17 protein-coding genes are annotated in these 17060 nt (G+C 60.5%); 4 read left to right on the forward strand and 13 right to left on the reverse strand.

Going from position 1 to position 17060, the window contains the following annotated elements:
- Window positions 1-17: 17 nt before the first annotated feature.
- The 3 genes from AC3WTM_RS01130 to AC3WTM_RS01140 all read right to left on the reverse strand — a co-directional run bounded on the left by AC3WTM_RS01130 (window position 18) and on the right by AC3WTM_RS01140 (window position 2411).
- Window positions 18-1121 (reverse strand): NADH:flavin oxidoreductase, encoded by a 1104-nt coding sequence (locus AC3WTM_RS01130; protein WP_102669097.1) that lies wholly within the window; start codon window positions 1119-1121, stop codon window positions 18-20.
- A 199-nt stretch (window positions 1122-1320) separates the two neighbouring features.
- Window positions 1321-1803, reverse strand: a complete 483-nt coding sequence (locus AC3WTM_RS01135; protein ID WP_056728393.1) for a glutathione peroxidase — start codon at window positions 1801-1803, stop codon at window positions 1321-1323.
- A 122-nt stretch (window positions 1804-1925) separates the two neighbouring features.
- A complete protein-coding gene (locus AC3WTM_RS01140) occupies window positions 1926-2411 on the reverse strand; it encodes an FKBP-type peptidyl-prolyl cis-trans isomerase (protein ID WP_007942189.1) in 486 nt (161 codons plus the stop codon).
- Here AC3WTM_RS01140 and AC3WTM_RS01145 point away from each other — a divergent pair.
- The 3 genes from AC3WTM_RS01145 to yihG are packed head-to-tail and all read left to right on the forward strand — an operon-like array spanning window position 2380 to window position 5772.
- Window positions 2380-2706: a DUF3565 domain-containing protein gene (locus AC3WTM_RS01145; RefSeq protein ID WP_057716672.1), complete on the forward strand. Its 327-nt coding sequence runs from the start codon at window positions 2380-2382 to the stop codon at window positions 2704-2706. The genes AC3WTM_RS01140 and AC3WTM_RS01145 overlap by 32 nt on opposite strands.
- Window positions 2707-2766: 60 nt before the next feature.
- Window positions 2767-4866, forward strand: coding sequence for a phosphate acetyltransferase (gene pta / locus AC3WTM_RS01150; protein ID WP_102669096.1), 2100 nt, complete (start codon window positions 2767-2769; stop codon window positions 4864-4866).
- Window positions 4867-5772 carry a 1-acylglycerol-3-phosphate O-acyltransferase, YihG family gene (yihG, locus tag AC3WTM_RS01155; protein ID WP_102669095.1) on the forward strand — a complete coding sequence of 302 codons (906 nt, stop codon included), beginning with the start codon at window positions 4867-4869 and terminating at the stop codon, window positions 5770-5772.
- A 183-nt stretch (window positions 5773-5955) separates the two neighbouring features.
- Here the strand turns inward: yihG and cysN are convergent, their stop codons facing one another.
- The 3 genes from cysN to AC3WTM_RS01170 all read right to left on the reverse strand — a co-directional run bounded on the left by cysN (window position 5956) and on the right by AC3WTM_RS01170 (window position 9795).
- Window positions 5956-7854: a sulfate adenylyltransferase subunit CysN gene (gene cysN / locus AC3WTM_RS01160; RefSeq protein WP_102669094.1), complete on the reverse strand. Its 1899-nt coding sequence runs from the start codon at window positions 7852-7854 to the stop codon at window positions 5956-5958.
- 9 nt (window positions 7855-7863) lie between these two features.
- Window positions 7864-8781 carry a sulfate adenylyltransferase subunit CysD gene (gene cysD, locus AC3WTM_RS01165; RefSeq protein WP_008046199.1) on the reverse strand — a complete coding sequence of 306 codons (918 nt, stop codon included), beginning with the start codon at window positions 8779-8781 and terminating at the stop codon, window positions 7864-7866.
- Between the two features lie 255 nt (window positions 8782-9036).
- A complete protein-coding gene (locus AC3WTM_RS01170; RefSeq protein ID WP_102669093.1) occupies window positions 9037-9795 on the reverse strand; it encodes a Nif3-like dinuclear metal center hexameric protein in 759 nt (252 codons plus the stop codon).
- A 103-nt stretch (window positions 9796-9898) separates the two neighbouring features.
- Here AC3WTM_RS01170 and algW point away from each other — a divergent pair, with 103 nt between their 5' ends.
- On the forward strand, window positions 9899-11059 hold the full coding sequence (gene algW, locus AC3WTM_RS01175; RefSeq protein ID WP_102669092.1) for a Do family serine endopeptidase AlgW: 1161 nt from the start codon (window positions 9899-9901) through the stop codon (window positions 11057-11059).
- A 116-nt stretch (window positions 11060-11175) separates the two neighbouring features.
- Here algW and hisC read toward each other — a convergent pair whose 3' ends face one another.
- The 7 genes from hisC to AC3WTM_RS01210 all read right to left on the reverse strand — a co-directional run bounded on the left by hisC (window position 11176) and on the right by AC3WTM_RS01210 (window position 17053).
- Window positions 11176-12228 carry a histidinol-phosphate transaminase gene (hisC, locus tag AC3WTM_RS01180; RefSeq protein WP_102669091.1) on the reverse strand — a complete coding sequence of 351 codons (1053 nt, stop codon included), beginning with the start codon at window positions 12226-12228 and terminating at the stop codon, window positions 11176-11178.
- 2 nt (window positions 12229-12230) lie between these two features.
- Window positions 12231-13568 carry a histidinol dehydrogenase gene (gene hisD / locus AC3WTM_RS01185; protein WP_102669090.1) on the reverse strand — a complete coding sequence of 446 codons (1338 nt, stop codon included), beginning with the start codon at window positions 13566-13568 and terminating at the stop codon, window positions 12231-12233.
- A 126-nt stretch (window positions 13569-13694) separates the two neighbouring features.
- Window positions 13695-14330, reverse strand: coding sequence for an ATP phosphoribosyltransferase (hisG, locus tag AC3WTM_RS01190; RefSeq protein ID WP_008018703.1), 636 nt, complete (start codon window positions 14328-14330; stop codon window positions 13695-13697).
- A gap of 125 nt (window positions 14331-14455) precedes the next feature.
- Window positions 14456-15721, reverse strand: a complete 1266-nt coding sequence (gene murA / locus AC3WTM_RS01195) for a UDP-N-acetylglucosamine 1-carboxyvinyltransferase (protein ID WP_056728381.1) — start codon at window positions 15719-15721, stop codon at window positions 14456-14458.
- A gap of 22 nt (window positions 15722-15743) precedes the next feature.
- Window positions 15744-15983, reverse strand: coding sequence for a BolA family protein (locus AC3WTM_RS01200; protein ID WP_020796650.1), 240 nt, complete (start codon window positions 15981-15983; stop codon window positions 15744-15746).
- A 114-nt stretch (window positions 15984-16097) separates the two neighbouring features.
- Window positions 16098-16403 (reverse strand): STAS domain-containing protein, encoded by a 306-nt coding sequence (locus AC3WTM_RS01205; RefSeq protein WP_102669089.1) that lies wholly within the window; start codon window positions 16401-16403, stop codon window positions 16098-16100.
- Window positions 16400-17053, reverse strand: coding sequence for an MlaC/ttg2D family ABC transporter substrate-binding protein (locus tag AC3WTM_RS01210; RefSeq protein ID WP_102669088.1), 654 nt, complete (start codon window positions 17051-17053; stop codon window positions 16400-16402). Before AC3WTM_RS01210 ends, AC3WTM_RS01205 begins: the two co-directional genes overlap by 4 nt.
- Window positions 17054-17060 lie beyond the last annotated feature (7 nt).

Consider the following 17060-nt stretch of genomic DNA (forward strand, 5'->3'; position numbering starts at 1 on the left):
GCCTTCCCGGTCGCCGCTTAAACCAGCGTCATCAACGCCTCACGGCTGAAAGGCAGAATGTCTTCCTCGCGGCCGTCGCGCACTTTCTGCGCCCAGTCCGGGTCCACCAGCAACGCACGACCGACCGCCACCAGGTCGAATTCATCGTTGTTCAGCCGCTCCAGCAGTTTTTCCAGGCTGGCGGGCTGCGCGACTTTGTCGGTATTGACCATGAACTGCAGGAACTCGCCGTCCAGGCCGACGCTACCCACGGTGATGGTCGGTTTGCTGGTGAGTTGGCGGGTCCAGCCAGCCAGGTTCAGCTCGGAACCGTCGAACTCCGGCTCCCAGAAGCGACGGGTCGAACAGTGGAAAATGTCCACGCCCGCGTCGGCCAACGGCTTGAGGAACTCGCCCAAGGCTTCAGGGGTTTGCACCAGACGTGCGGTGTAGTCCTGCTGCTTCCACTGGGAGAAACGGAAGATGATCGGGAAACCTTCACCGACCGCGGCACGCACGGCCTGAATCAATTCAATGGCGAAGCGCGAACGGTTGGCCAGGCTGCCGCCATATTCGTCGGTACGCTGGTTACTGCCTTCCCAGAAGAACTGGTCCACCAGGTAACCGTGGGCACCGTGGATTTCCACGCCGTCCATACCGATGCTCTGGGCATCCCTGGCGGCCTGGGCGAACGCGGAGATCACGTCCTGGATATCCTGTTTGGTCATGCCGTGAACCACGACCTGACCCTCCTTCAGTTTTTCCGACGGGCCATAACCCGGCACGCTGGCGTCCGGCTCGGTGCCGATACGGCGCACGCTGCCCACATGCCACAACTGCGGAACAATCTTGCCGCCTTCGGCGTGAACGGCATCGACGACTTTCTTCCAACCGGCCAGGGCTGCTTCGCCATAGAAATGCGGAACGTTCGGGTAGCCGTTGGAAGCCTTGTGACCGACGGTGGTGCCTTCGGTGATGATCAGGCCGACGCCGGCTGCGGCGCGGCGACGGTAGTATTCGATCACTTTGGAATTAGGCACGCCGCCTGGAGAAAAGGAACGGGTCATCGGCGCCATGACGACGCGGGTCGGCAGTTCGAGGGTGCCGAGGTGGAACGGTTTGAACAGGGCTTTGACGGGCATGGGACGCTCCACAGGGAATGACTTTATGACGATGATAATATGGAGGTTCGCGCGTACTGAACAGCACTATTGATTTGGGTGATGTAGCAGCGAGCTTGCTCGCGATGGTGGTCAACGATAACGCTGGCGGTCTGATGCCCCGCGGTGTTCCTACAACCATCGCGAGCAAGCTCGCTCCTACAGAGGGAGAGGGGGGATGTCAGCTCAGGGCTTTTTCGATCGCGTGAACAATGGTCGGATCATCCGGCGCCGTGCGTGGCGAGAACCGAGCCAGCACACGCCCGTCCTTGCCCAGCAGGAACTTCTCGAAGTTCCAGGTGATGTCGCCGGGAAATTCCGCGCCCTCTCCCGCCAGCAGGCGATACAACTGATGACGTTCATGCCCGTTGACTTCCAGCTTGCTGGACAACGGAAAGGTCACGCCATAGTTGAGGCTGCAGAAATCCTTGATTTCCTGCTCGGTCCCCGGTTCCTGCCCGGCAAACTGGTTGCACGGCAAGCCCAGGACACTGAAGCCCTTGGCCTTGAATTGCTGATAGAGGTTTTCCAGCGCCGCGTACTGCGGGGTCAGGCCGCATTTGGAGGCGACGTTGACCACCAGTACGACTTGGCCTTTGAAAGGCGCCAGAGGTAGCTCCTGTCCATCCAGGGCTGTCAATTTAAGGTCGTGAAAAGCACTCATGGCGTACTCCAGATTCCCGTGTTCTTCTCGAAACAGCCACTTGGCGGTGTCATCAGGGACGGCCGCAGACTAAAAAGGCGCCCACAAGGCGCCTCTCCAGTTATCTGAGCTTAGCGCAGAAATCAGTGGTGATGGCCACCTTCGCCATGGACGTGACCATGAGCGATTTCTTCCTGGCTGGCGTCACGGATGGCAACGATCTTGACCTGGAAATTCAGGCGCTGACCGGCCAACGGGTGGTTGCCGTCAACGGTGACGTCGTCGCCGTCCAGATCACGGATGGTCACGATCTGCATCTGGCCGTCCGGAGCGGAAGCGTGGAACTGCATGCCCACTTCCAGCTCGTCGACGCCTTCGAACATGCTGCGGCTCAGGGTGCTGACCAGTTCGGCGGCGTATTCGCCGTAAGCGTCTTCCGGTTCAACGGCTACGGTCAGCTCGTCGCCGACAGCCTTGCCTTCCAGAGCCTTTTCCAGGCCAGGGATGATGTTGCCTGCGCCTTGCAGGTAGACCAGCGGCGCGCCGCCGGCGGAGCTGTCGATGACCTCACCAGCGTCGTTGGTCAGGGTATAGTCGATGGAGACAGCCTTATTGGCGGCGATCAGCATGGGGCGAGACCTTTTGCATAGGAAAATTGAAAGGCCAAGTTTAGCGAAGCAATCGTCCGAAAGCGAACACAACCCGGACAGACGGGATTCGACGATCACAGGCTTCCATCAGGACGAGGACGGACACTGGGTGGCCGAGCTTTCCTGCGGCCACACCCAGCACCTGCGGCACCAGCCACCCTGGCAATCCCGCGCCTGGGTCATGGACCCTGTGCAACGCCTTGAAAAAATAGGCCAACCCTTTGCTTGCGGTTGGTGCGCACAGGGCTCGGTTAGCGATAACCTTGGCGACTGAATTTCGGTAGATCGTCAGATATAGATGATCACCTTTGCCATGCTCCTTCAGAGAATCCGCATGCAAACTTTTTTTATCGCGCCCACCGATTTTGGTGTGGGTCTGACCTCCATCAGCCTCGGGCTGGTGCGCACCCTTGAGCGGGCCGGGCTCAAGGTCGGTTTTTTCAAACCGATTGCCCAGCCGCATCCGGGCGACACGGGCCCGGAACGTTCCACCGAACTGGTGGCGCGCACCCACGGCTTGAAACCGCCCCAACCCCTGGGCCTGGCCCATGTCGAGCGCATGCTCGGCGACGGCCAGCTCGATGAGTTGCTCGAAGAAATCATCACCCTTTATCAGCAGGCCGCCATCGGCAAGGATGTGCTGATCGTCGAAGGCATGGTGCCGACCCGCAGCGCCAGTTATGCCGCGCGGGTCAACCTGCACCTGGCCAAGAGCCTCGACGCCGAGGTGATCCTGGTCTCGGCACCGGAAAACGAAGTGCTGACCGAGCTCTCCGGTCGCGTCGAGTTGCAGGCGCAGTTGTTCGGCGGCCCGAAAGACCCGAAAGTCCTCGGTGTGATCCTCAACAAGGTCAAGACCGAAGAAAGCATGGAGGCCTTCGCCACGCGCCTGAAAGAGCATTCGCCGTTGCTGCGCAGTGGTGATTTCCGCTTGCTCGGCTGCATTCCGTTCCAGCCGGAACTGAACGCCCCGCGCACCCGCGACGTCGCCGACCTGATGGGCGCGCAAGTGCTCAACGCTGGTGATTACGAAACCCGGCGCATGACCAAGATCATCATCTGCGCCCGCACCATGCGTAACACCGTGGAGTTGCTCAAGCCCGGCGTGCTGGTGGTGACCCCCGGCGACCGCGACGACATCATCCTCGCTGTCAGCCTCGCGGCCTTGAACGGCGTGCCGCTCGCCGGCCTGCTGCTGACCAGCGACACCCTGCCCGACCCACGCATCATGGACCTGTGCCGTGGTGCCCTGCAGGCTGGTTTGCCGGTGCTGTCGGTGAGTACCGGCTCCTACGACACCGCCAATCTGCTCAATGGCCTGAACAAGGAAATCCCCATCGATGACCGCGAGCGCGCGGAAATCATCACCGATTTCATCGCCGGCCACCTCGATGCCAACTGGTTGCATCAGCGCTGCGGCACACCGCGGGAGATGCGTCTGTCGCCAGCGGTGTTCCGCTATCAACTGATCCAGCGCGCCCAGGCAGCCAACAAGCGCATCGTGTTGCCCGAAGGCAGCGAGCCGTTCACCGTGCAGGCCGCCGCGATCTGCCAGGCCCGCGGCATCGCTCGCTGTGTGCTGCTGGCCAAGCCAGAGGACGTGCAGGCCGTCGCCCGCGCCCAGGGCATCGAGTTGCCACCGGGCCTGGAGATCATTGATCCGGACTTGATCCGCGAGCGCTATGTCGAGCCGATGGTCGCGCTGCGCAAAAGCAAAAGCCTCAATGCGCCGATGGCCGAGCAGCAACTGGAAGACACCGTGGTGATCGGTACCATGATGCTGGCCCTGGATGAAGTCGACGGCCTCGTCTCAGGCGTGATCAACACCACCGCCAACACCATCCGCCCGGCCCTGCAGCTGATCAAGACGGCGCCAGGCTGCACCCTGGTGTCGTCGGTGTTCTTCATGCTGTTTCCGGAAGAGGTGCTGGTCTATGGCGACTGCGTGATGAACCCGCACCCGAGCGCCAGTGAACTGGCCGAGATCGCCCTGCAAAGCGCTGATTCGGCCGCCGCGTTCGGCATCACGCCACGGGTCGCGATGATCAGCTACTCCAGCGGCGAGTCGGCCAGCGGCGAAGAAGTAGAGAAGGTCCGCGAGGCGACCCTGCTCGCCCACGAACAACAGCACTCGCTGCTGATCGATGGCCCCTTGCAGTACGACGCCGCCGCCAATGAAAACGTGGCCCGACAATTGGCGCCGAACAGTCAGGTGGCCGGGCGTGCCACGGTGTTCGTGTTCCCCGACCTCAACACCGGCAATACCACGCACAAGGCCGTACAGCGCAGCGCCGACTGCGTCAGCCTCGGGCCGATGCTGCAAGGCTTGCGCAAACCGGTGAACGATTTGCCCCGCGGCGCGCAGGTCGATGACATCGTCTACACCATCGCCCTGACCGCGATTCAAGCCGCCAACCGACCTATGGATGTGTAAATGCTGGACTTCCTACCTGCTGCGCTGCGGGGCGTGATCGCCTCGCTGCTGTTGGCACTGAACACGATTCTGCTCTGCTCGTTCCTGTTCTGCGTGGCACTCGTCAAGGTATTGCCGTTCGCCCTCACCCAGCGCCTCGCGGGCTGGCTGATGAGCCATACCCACGAAGCCTGGATCAGCGTCAACAAAGGCTGGATGAACCTGGTACGCCGCACACGCTGGCACATCAGCGGCCTGCACGGCCTCGACTATCAGCATTCGTACCTGATCACCAGCAACCACCAGAGCTGGGTCGACATCCTGGTGCTGCAATACGTGCTAAACCGGCGCATTCAGCCGCTGAAGTTCTTTCTCAAGCAGGAGCTGATCTGGGTTCCGGTGATCGGTCTGGCCTGGTGGGCGCTGGGCTTTCCGTTCATGAAGCGTTACTCCAAGGCCTATCTGGAAAAGCACCCGGAGAAGAAAGGCAAGGACCTGGAAACCACCCGCAAGACCTGTGCGAAATTCCGCGACAACCCGGTGGGCATTTTCAACTTCGTCGAAGGCACGCGCTTCACCGAGGGCAAGCACAAGCAACAGCAGTCACCCTTCAAGTACCTGCTCAAGGCCAAGGCCGGCGGCATTGCCTTTGTGCTGGATGCGATGGGCGAGCAGCTTGAATCCCTGGTCAACGTGACCATCCACTACCCCGCCGGGCGCCCGGGTTTCTGGGATTTGCTGTGCGGGAACGTTGCGGACGTGGTGGTGCACTTTGAAGAGCTGAAGATCCCGCCGCAGTTCATCGGCAAGAACTACGACCAGGACGGTGAATACCGCCTGCAGTTTCAGGGCTGGATCAATCAGTTGTGGCAGGACAAGGATGCGTTGCTGGACCAGATGCACCACGAATTCCCAGGCAAACACTAATCCCCTGTGGGAGCGAGCTTGCTCGCGATTTCGGACTGACATTCAACATTGATGTCGACTGATCCGCCGCTATCGCGAGCAAGCTCGCTCCCACAGGTTTAGTGTTTGTTTTGACTGATTACCAGACATAAAAAAACCCGTCGATGATCACTCATCGGCGGGTTTTTCATTTCCGGCTAAGGCTTAGATCGCGCCACGCTCACGCAGCAGACCCAGCACTTGCTTGACGCCTTCCTCCAGCGATACGGACTGGGTGTCGATCACCAGGTCGGCATCCAGCGGCACGTCGTACGGGAAGGACTCGCCCGGGATGTTATCCCCGGCCGCCGCGTACAAACCTTGCGGATCACGCTCGGCGCAGACCGTCGGCGAAGCCTGGACGTAGACCGTCAGCAGACGCTCCTTGCCGATCAGTTCCCGGGCCTGTTCACGTCCTTCGGCACTCGGGGCAACGAACGCAGCGAGGGTCAGCAGACCAGCCTCGTTGAACTGACGCGCCACGTGCGCGGCACGACGCCAGTTCTCGGTACGCCCGGCGCGATCCTGCGGCAGACCTTTATTGAGGTCGTGACGCAGGTTCTGGCCATCGAGCACGAACACCGCACGGCCCATGTCGAACAACTTGCGTTCAACCGCATACGCCAGTGTGCTTTTGCCCGCGCCCGACAAGCCGCTGAACAACACGGTGGCCGGTTGCTGGCCGAAGCGCTGTGCGCGTTCTTCGGTGGCAACGTGGGCCAGTTTGCCGTGGTGCGTGCTGGTGCCATGGGCCAAAGGCTGGGCGACGATCATGCCCGCGCCAACGGTGCCGTTGGTCAAGCGGTCGATGATGATGAAGGCGCCGGTGGTGCGGTTGCTGTCGTAACCGTCGAGGGCAATCGGCGCATCGAGCGCGATCTTGACCTTGCCGATTTCGTTCAGCTGCAACGCGCTGGCCGGACCTTCTTCCAGGGTATTCACGTCGACCTTATTGACGATGCTGGCGATGGAGCCCGGCACGTAACTGGTGGCACGCTTGATGTCGTATTTCTTGCCCGGCAGCATCGGCTCTTCAGCCATCCACACCAGCATCGCTTCGAAGCTGTCGGTGACTGGCGGCACGTTGTCGGCATGCACCAACAGGTCGCCACGGGAGATGTCGATCTCGTCTTCCATGGTCAGGGTTACCGCCTGACCAGGACCTGCATGTTCCAGCTCACCTTCGAAGGTGACGATGGACTTCACGCGGCTGCTCTTGCCCGACGGCAGGACCACGACTTCGTCGCCCTTCTTGACGATGCCGCTGGCCAGCGTACCGGCGAAGCCACGGAAGTTCAGGTTCGGACGGTTGACGTACTGCACCGGGAAACGCAGGTCGGTGAAGTTGCGATCGCCCGCCACTTCCACGGTCTCGAGGATCTCCATCAGCGACTGGCCGGTGTACCACGGCGAGCGCTCGGATTTGTTCACCACGTTGTCGCCTTTCAGCGCAGACATCGGCACGAAGTGCATCGTGGTGGGCTTCATCTTCAAGCCTTCGGCGAACTGCAGGTAGTCAGCCTTGATCGACTCGAACACGCCCTGGTCGAAGTCCTTGAGGTCCATCTTGTTGATGGCCACAACGATGTGCTTGATGCCCAGCAACGAGGCGATGAAGCTGTGGCGACGGGTCTGGGTCTGCACGCCGTAACGGGCGTCGACCAGGATGATCGCCAGGTCACAGGTGGAGGCACCGGTGGCCATGTTGCGGGTGTACTGCTCGTGGCCTGGGGTGTCGGCGATGATGAATTTGCGCTTGGCGGTGGAGAAGTAGCGGTACGCGACATCGATGGTGATGCCTTGTTCACGCTCGGCCTGCAGGCCGTCGACCAGCAGCGCCAGGTCGATGTCTTCGCCGGTGGTGCCGACTTTTTTCGAATCGCGGGTAATGGCTTCCAGGTGATCTTCGTAGATCATCTTGGAGTCGTGCAGCAGGCGCCCGATCAGGGTGCTCTTGCCGTCGTCGACGTTACCGCAGGTCAGAAAGCGCAGCAGCTCTTTACGTTCGTGCTGGCCCAGGTAGGCGAGGATGTCCTCGCTGATCAAATCAGATGCGTGCGACATGACAACCCCTTAGAAATAACCCTGACGTTTTTTGTCTTCCATCGAGCCGGCGCCATCGTGGTCGATGACACGGCCCTGGCGCTCGGAAGTTCGCGTCAGGAGCATTTCCTGAATGATGTCCGTGAGGCTTTCGGCCTCGGACTCCACCGCGCCCGTCAACGGGTAGCAACCAAGGGTACGGAAACGCACTTTCTTTTTGACGATGCGCGCTTTGTCTTCGTCGCTCAGGTGTTCGAGGATGCGCTCGTCGTCGATCATGATCAGCGTGCCGTTCTTCTCGATGACTTCACGCTCGGCGGCGAAGTACAGCGGAACGATCGGGATGCCTTCAAGGTAGATGTACTGCCAGATGTCCAGCTCGGTCCAGTTCGACAACGGGAAGACGCGGATCGACTCGCCCTTGTTGACTTTGCCGTTGTAGACGTTCCACAACTCGGGGCGCTGGTTTTTCGGATCCCAGCGGTGCTTGCTGTCGCGGAACGAGTAGACGCGCTCTTTGGCGCGGGATTTCTCTTCATCGCGACGGGCGCCGCCGAATGCTGCGTCGAAACCATACTTGTCGAGTGCCTGCTTGAGGCCCTCGGTCTTCATGATGTCGGTGTGCTTGGCGCTGCCGTGGGTGAAAGGGTTGATGTCCTGCGCCACGCCGTCCGGGTTGACGTGAGTGATCAGGTCGAGGCCCAGCTCGGCGACCATCTTGTCGCGGAAGCTGTACATCTCTTTGAATTTCCAGCGAGTGTCGACGTGCATCACCGGAAACGGCAGCTTGCCCGGGAAGAACGCCTTGCGTGCCAGATGCAGCATCACGGCGGAGTCTTTACCGATGGAGTACAGCATCACCGGGTTATCGAACTCGGCGGCCACCTCGCGGATGATGTGGATGCTTTCCGCCTCCAGCTGTTTCAGATGCGTCAGTTTGTCGACCATGGCTACTCACGAAAACTTTCTTATGAACGGCCACCGGGCCGTGTTCGAGCGGGGATCCTAGCACAGCGCCCCCTTCTAATCAGGACGCCAACTAGATCGAAAGAGCATATGAATATGCCTGCCTGTTTGGGCTCACCCCCTGTAGGAGCGAGCTTGCTCGCGATGGTCGTCAACGATAACGCTGGGAGTCTGACACCCCGCGTTGTTCTCGGGTACATCGCGAGCAAGGCTCGCTCCTACAGGGATAGCGTTTCGTCAGATCGGATTCGGGCAATCGATGAAGATGTGCTCCAGCGCAAACCGACGGGCCAGATAATCCCCCAGCGCCTGAACGCCGTAGCGCTCGGTCGCATGGTGACCGGCGGCGATGAAGCTGATGTCGTTTTCCCGGGCGCTGTGGAAGGTTTGCTCGGAAGCCTCACCGCTGAGGTACAGATCGACACCCGCCAGAATGGCTTGATCGATGTAACCCTGGCCACCACCGGTGCACCAGCCGACGCGGCGGATCATGGCGCTGCCTTCGATCAACAGTGGCTCACGCCCCATCACTTCCTGGACGCGGCGGGCGAAATCCCGGGGCATCATTGGCTCGTTCAGCGAGCCGACCAGGCCGACAATCTTCAGGTTGTCCGGATCCAGCGGTCCTTCGACGGTGATGTCGAGCTGTCGCGCGAGCTGCGCGTTATTACCGACGTCCGGGTGCAGGTCCAGCGGCAGGTGATAGGACAACAGGCTGATATCGTGCTTGAGCAGGGTCTTCAAGCGACGCTGCTTCATGCCGGTGATGCACGGGTTTTCACCCTTCCAGAAGTAGCCATGATGCACCAGCACCAGGTCTGCGTTGGCCTCCACGGCCGCATCGAGCAGGGCCTGGCTGGCGGTGACGCCACTGACAATGCGCATCACTTGTGGCCGCCCCTCGACCTGCAGGCCGTTGGGGCAATAATCGGCGATTTTGGCGCTGTTGAGGTAGCGGTCGGCTTCTTCGACCAGGGTGCTCAGGGCGACGGCCATAAAAGACTCCTAAATATCCCGTTCAGAGGCGCGCGCGGCCTCGTATAATGCGCGTCATTATGAGCGGTCTCAGACCGCCTGCAACTCTCTCAGGAACTGCTTAATGCTCAAGGCGCTGCGTTTTTCCGGCTGGCCGCTGTTGGCCGGCGTGCTTGTCGCTCTTTTGATAATCCAGCGTTACCCGCAGTGGGTCGGGCTCCCGAGCCTCGACGTCAATCTGCAACAAGCGCCGCAAACCACCAGCATGCAGCAGGGTCCGGTGTCTTATGCCGAAGCGGTATCCACCGCCGCGCCATCGGTGGTGAACCTGTACACCACCAAAGTCATCAACAAACCCAACCATCCGCTGTTCGAAGATCCGCAGTTTCGTCGCTTCTTCGGCGATAACTCGCCCAAGCAGAAACGCATGGAGTCGAGCCTCGGTTCCGGCGTGATCATGAGCCCGGAAGGCTACATCCTGACCAACAACCACGTGACCAGCGGTGCCGACCAGATCGTGGTGGCGCTCAAGGACGGCCGGGAAACCCTGGCGCGAGTGATCGGCAGCGACCCGGAGACTGACCTCGCGGTTCTGAAAATCGACTTGAAAAACTTGCCGGCGATCACCGTGGGGCGTTCCGACAACATCCGCATCGGCGATGTCGCGCTGGCCATCGGCAACCCGTTCGGCGTCGGCCAGACCGTAACCATGGGCATCATCAGCGCCACCGGGCGCAATCAATTGGGCCTGAACAACTACGAAGACTTCATCCAGACCGATGCGGCGATCAACCCGGGCAACTCAGGCGGTGCGCTGGTGGATGCCATCGGCAACCTGACCGGTATCAACACGGCGATCTTTTCCAAGTCCGGGGGCTCCCAGGGCATTGGGTTCGCAATCCCCGTGAAGCTGGCGATGGAAGTGATGAAGTCGATCATCGAGCACGGCCAGGTGATTCGTGGCTGGCTGGGTATCGAGGTGCAGCCGCTGACCCAGGAACTGGCCGAGTCGTTCGGCTTGTCCGGTCGCCCAGGCATTGTCGTGGCGGGAATTTTCCGCGATGGCCCGGCACAGAAGGCCGGTCTGCAACTGGGTGATGTGATTCTTGCCATCGATGGCGAACCGGCCGGTGATGGCCGTCGCTCGATGAATCAGGTAGCGCGGATCAAGCCGACCGACAAGGTCGCAATCGAGGTGATGCGCAACGGCAAGGAGCTCAAGCTGACAGCTGAAGTCGGCCTGCGTCCGCCGCCGGCTCCGATCAAGGAAAAAGAAGAAGAGTAAGCGGCTAATACAAACCCTTGTGGGAGCGGGCTTGGTCGCGAAGGTGTGTCAGTCAACATCAATGTATCTGAGACACCATCGCGAGCAAGCTCGCTCCTACAGGGGTCAGCGGTAGTTTACAAGTCGCCCAGGCCGTCGATCAGCGCCTGATTCTGCTCTGGCGTACCGATGGAGATCCGCAGGAACTGGGCAATCCGCTCCTGCTTGAAGTGCCGGACGATCACGCCTTGCTCGCGCAGCTTCGCCGCAAGCCCCGCCGCATCGTGTCGGGGGTGACGGGCAAAAATGAAGTTCGCCGCCGATGGCAGCACTTCAAAGCCCTTTCCCTCCAGCTGCGCAACGACCTTCTCGCGACTCTCGATCACCAACCGGCAGGTCTTGTCGAAATACTCGCGATCCTCGAACGCGGCGGCAGCGCCGACATTCGCCATGCGATCCAGCGGATAGGAGTTGAAACTGTTCTTGATCCGCTCCAGCGCCTCGATCAGGTCCGGATGGCCGACCGCCAATCCAACCCGCAGGCCCGCCAGGGAACGGGACTTGGACAGGGTCTGGGTCACCAGCAGGTTCGGATAACGGTCCACCAGGGTGATTGCCGTCTCGCCACCGAAGTCGATGTAGGCCTCGTCGACCACCACCACCGAATCCGGACTTGCCTTGAGAATCTGCTCCACCGCTTCCAGCGCCAACAGGCAGCCAGTCGGCGCGTTCGGGTTGGGGAAGATGATCCCGCCGTTGGGCCTGGCATAGTCCGCCGGGTTGATCTGGAACTGCTCGTCCAGCGGCACCGCGTCGAACTTGATGCCGTACAAACCGCAGTAGACCGGGTAGAAGCTGTAGCTGATGTCCGGGAACAACAGCGGCTGATCGTGCTGTAGCAAACCGTGGAAGATGTGCGCAAGCACTTCATCGGAACCGTTGCCGAGGAACACTTGATTGCTTTGCACACCGTAGTACCTGGCGACCGCGTTCTTCAGCAGATCGCTGTTCGGGTCCGGGTACAGACGCAGGTTGTCGTTCAGTTCGGTTTGCATCGCGGCCAAGGCTTTTGGCGATGGACCGTACGGATTTTCATTGGTGTTGAGCTTCACCAGTTTTGCCAGCTTCGGCTGCTCGCCCGGGACGTAAGGCACCAGATTCTTGACGAACGGGCTCCAGAATTTACTCATGTTCAGTTCCCCTGCCCTTGTGGAAAGTCTTCGTCGACGATGCGGTACTCGGCGCTACGCGCGTGGGCGGTCAGCGATTCGCCACGGGCCAGCACGGAAGCGGTTTTGCCCAACTCGGAAGCGCCCTGCTCGGAACAGAAGATGATCGACGAGCGTTTCTGGAAGTCATACACACCCAGCGGCGAGGAGAAACGCGCGGTGCCGGAGGTCGGCAACACGTGGTTGGGACCTGCGCAGTAGTCGCCCAAGGCTTCAGAGGTGTGGCGGCCCATGAAGATCGCGCCGGCGTGGCGGATCTGCGGCAGCCAGGCTTGTGGATCGGCAACGGACAATTCGAGGTGCTCCGGCGCGATGCGGTTGGCCACTTCGATGGCTTGCTCCATGTCGCGCACCTTGATCAGTGCACCACGGCCATTGATCGAGGTTTCGATGATCGCGGCGCGCTCCATGGTCGGCATCAGCTTGGCGATGCTGGCGGCGACCTTGTCGAGGAATTCGGCGTCGGGGCTGACCAGAATCGCCTGGGCGTCTTCGTCGTGCTCGGCCTGGGAGAACAGGTCCATGGCGATCCAGTCCGGATCGGTCTGGCCGTCGCACACCACGAGGATCTCGGAGGGACCGGCGATCATGTCGATTCCGACCTGGCCAAACACGTGGCGCTTGGCCGTGGCGACATAGATGTTGCCCGGGCCGACCACTTTATCGACCTTCGGCACGCTTTCGGTGCCGTAAGCCAATGCGGCAACGGCTTGAGCGCCACCGATGGTGAACACACGATCGACACCGGCGATGCAGGCAGCGGCCAGCACCAGTTCATTGATTTCACCGCGCGGGGTCGGCACGACCATGACCACTTCGGTGACACCTGCGACCTTGGCCGGAATCGCGTTCATCAACACCGACGACGGGTACGACGCCTTGCCACCCGGTACGTACAGGCCGGCACGGTCCAGCGGCGTGACTTTCTGGCCCAGCACGGTGCCGTCGGCCTCGGTGTAGCTCCAGGAGTCCTGCTTCTGTTTTTCGTGGTAGCTGCGCACACGGGCGGCAGCGACTTCCAGCGCTTCGCGCTGAGCCACGGTAATGCGCGTCAGTGCCAATTCCAGACGCTCGCGCGGCAGGATCAGGTCGGCCATGGACTTCACGTCCAGGCCGTCGAACTGGCGGGTAAAGTCCACCAGTGCCGCGTCGCCTCGTTCACGCACAGCCTTGATGATGTCCAGCACCCGCTGATTGACCGAGTCGTCAGACACACTTTCCCAGCTCAGCAGATGATCCAGATGATGCGCGAAATCCGGGTCAGCAGCGTTGAGTCGGCGAATTGCAGTCAGTGCGGTCATAGCGAGAGCCTCATAGGAATGGCAAAAACTCAGGCGCCCTAACTTAGCAGTCGTTTCCGCTTGGGCACCTGAGAATTCTGGCTATGAGGCGGATAGACGGGCGCGACTTAACGTCGCGCAGGTGAATCAGCCGCGGTGTCGAGACTCCACTGCCTTGCGCAGGGTGTCGATCAACGCCTGGATACGGGCGTGCTGCATCTTCATCGAAGCTTTGTTGACGATCAGCCGGGAGCTGATGGCAGCAATGAAATCCTGTGGCTCCAGACCGTTGGCCCGCAACGTATTACCAGTGTCGACCACGTCGATGATCTTGTCCGCCAGGCCGATCAACGGCGCCAGCTCCATCGAACCGTAGAGCTTGATGATGTCGACCTGACGGCCCTGTTCGGCGTAGTAGCGCTTGGCAACGTTGACGAACTTGGTGGCGATACGCAGGCGGCCCTTGGGCTCTACCGCGCCGACCTTGCCGGCGGTCATCAGCTTGCACTGGGCAATTTGCAGGTCCAGCGGCTCGTACAGGCCCTGGCCGCCGTATTCCATCAGCACATCTTTACCGGCGACACCGAGGTCGGCGGCACCATGCTCGACGTAAGTCGGCACATCGGTGGCACGCACGATCAGCAGGCGTACATCTTCCTGGGTCGTGGGAATGATCAGCTTGCGACTCTTGTCCGGATTCTCGGTCGGCACGATGCCCGCTTCAGCCAGAAGCGGCAGGGTGTCGTCAAGGATGCGGCCCTTGGACAGTGCGATGGTCAACATGGGAAACGTCAGTCCTTATCAAGGTACTCATGCCCGGTCGCAAATGGCGCCGGACACACATCGAGCCGAAAACGGCTCGACTTCAACAAATCAACGGGCATGTCCTTATGCCCATACAGCAGGGACTAGCCCGGAACGCGACGGATCTTGGCGCCCAGCATCTGCAGTTTTTCTTCGATGCACTCATAGCCACGGTCTATGTGGTAGATGCGGTCGATCAGCGTGTCGCCTTCGGCGATCAGGGCCGAGATCACCAGGCTGGCCGAAGCACGCAGGTCGGTCGCCATCACTGGCGCGCCCTTGAGCTTTTCGGTGCCGGTGACGATGGCGGTGTTGCCTTCGACCTGGATCTTGGCGCCCATGCGGTGCAGCTCGTAGACGTGCATGAAGCGGTTTTCAAAGATCGTCTCGATCACAGCGCCGGTGCCTTCGGCAATGGCGTTGAGGGAGATGAACTGCGCCTGCATGTCGGTCGGGAACGCCGGGTACGGAGCGGTCCGCACGTTGACGGCTTTCGGACGCTTACCGTGCATGTTCAGCTCGATCCAGTCTTCGCCACAGGTGATTTCGGCACCGGACTCACGGAGTTTTTCCAGAACGGCTTCGAGGATGGTCGGATCCGTATCCTTGACCTTCACACGACCACCGGTCACCGCCGCCGCCACCAGATAGGTGCCGGTTTCGATGCGGTCAGGCATTACTTTATAAGTGGTGGTGTGCAGACGTTCGACGCCATCGATGGTGATGGTATCGGTACCAGCGCCGGAAACCTTGGCGCCCATGGCGTTCAGGAAGTTCGCCAGGTCGACCACTTCAGGCTCGCGAGCGGCGTTTTGCAGGACGCTACGGCCCTTGGCCAAGGCTGCGGCCATCATGATGTTTTCGGTACCGGTCACACTGACGGTATCGAAGAAGAAGTGCGCACCGCGCAGGCCGCCTTCAGGCGCCTTGGCCTTGATGTAGCCGCCTTCGACGTCGATGACGGCGCCCATGGCTTCCAGGCCACGGATGTGCAGGTCAACCGGACGCGAACCGATGGCGCAACCGCCAGGCAAGGCGACTTCGGCTTCACCGAAACGAGCAACCATCGGACCGAGCACCAGAATCGACGCACGCATGGTTTTAACCAGTTCGTAAGGTGCGACCAGGGTCTTGATGGTGCGCGGGTCGATTTCGACGGCCAGTTTCTCGTCGATCACAGGTTCGATACCCATGCGCCCGAACAGCTCGATCATGGTGGTGATGTCGTGCAGGTGCGGCAGGTTGGCCACAGTCACCGGGCCATCGCACAGCAGGGTAGCCGCCAGGATCGGCAGGGCAGAGTTCTTTGCCCCGGAGATGCGGATCTCGCCGTCAAGACGAGCACCGCCAGTAATAATCAATTTATCCATAAGAATCTCGACGCCCTTGGGCTCAGGTGCGCTCGGCCCAGGCCGCGCTGCTGAAAAATTTCATAGTGACCGCATGGATGCTGCCATCGGTGATCCATGGGTTCAAATGGGCATAGACCTGCTGCTGACGCTTGACCGGGCTCAACGCCGCCAGTTCATCGCTAATCACGTTCAGCTGGAAATTGCAGCCTTCGCCCTCGACTTCTACTTTCGTTCCGGGCAGCTTTCCTTCAAGAAAGCTCTTAACTTCGTTGGCCTGCATGCTCAACCTCAATCGGCGCCCTGTGCGCGCGGGTCGGACATCATACAAAAAAGCCCCGCGCCTGCGAACCCCGCCAAGCAGGACTCAGACGGGGGGCTTCTTCATAGATGCGGGTTAGGGACGCGCCAACAGCTCGGTCAGCTCGCTGACCTGAGCGATTTCACGCATGTCTTCCGGCATCCCACGGATGCTCAGGGCCTTGCCGGCCTCCTGCGCATCACGGATAAAGCACAGCAGCAACGACAAACCGACACTGCTGGACTTGGTTACCGCCGAGCAATCGACCACCAGCGCTGCAGCGTTGCTGGCCTTGATCAGCGCCTTGCCCTGCTCGCGAAGGCCAGGACCGGTGCGGTAATCCAGCACGCCACTGAGTCGCAGCTCGCCCGCTTCGCCCATCTGGACTGCCGACTCACTCATTGGGCTGACTGCTCTGGTTTCTTGTCGGTGGCTTCCTTGGCCTTGGCGACTTCCCCGGCCCAACCATTGATGGTCTTGTCCAGGTCGTTGCCATTGCGCTGCATCGCATCGGCGAACTGATCGCGGAACAGCTTGCCGATATTGATGCCATTGATGATGACGTTACGCAGCTTCCACTCACCATTGATCTTTTCCAGCGTGTAAGACACTGGATAGATCGCGCCGCTGCTGCCTTTGACAGTCATGCCTACACTGGTACGGTCGCCCGACTCGTCTTTGGCCGGTTCAACGGTGATGCCCTGGTTGTTGTACTCCAGCAAGGCATTGCCATAGAACTGGAACAGCCCCTTCTTGAAGTTTTCTTCGAAGGTCTTCATCTGTGCAGGCGTAGCTTTACGCGAGTACTTGACCGTCATGATGCTCTTGGAAATACCCTCGGCATCCACGACCGGCCCGACGATGGTGTTCAGCGCCGCATAAAAATCTTGCGGATCCTGCTTGTACTTCTCTTTGTTTGCCGCCAGGTCCGCGAGCATACGGTCGGTTGTGTCCTGCACCAGATCGTGCGCCGAAGGCGCCGCTACGGCGTGGGACACTAACGGAAACACCGCAAGCAATACCAACAGGCCACGTCGCAAGGTAGAGATCATTTAACAG

It is taken from the genome of Pseudomonas sp. EU05-FHT14B02 (genome assembly GCF_058791055.1).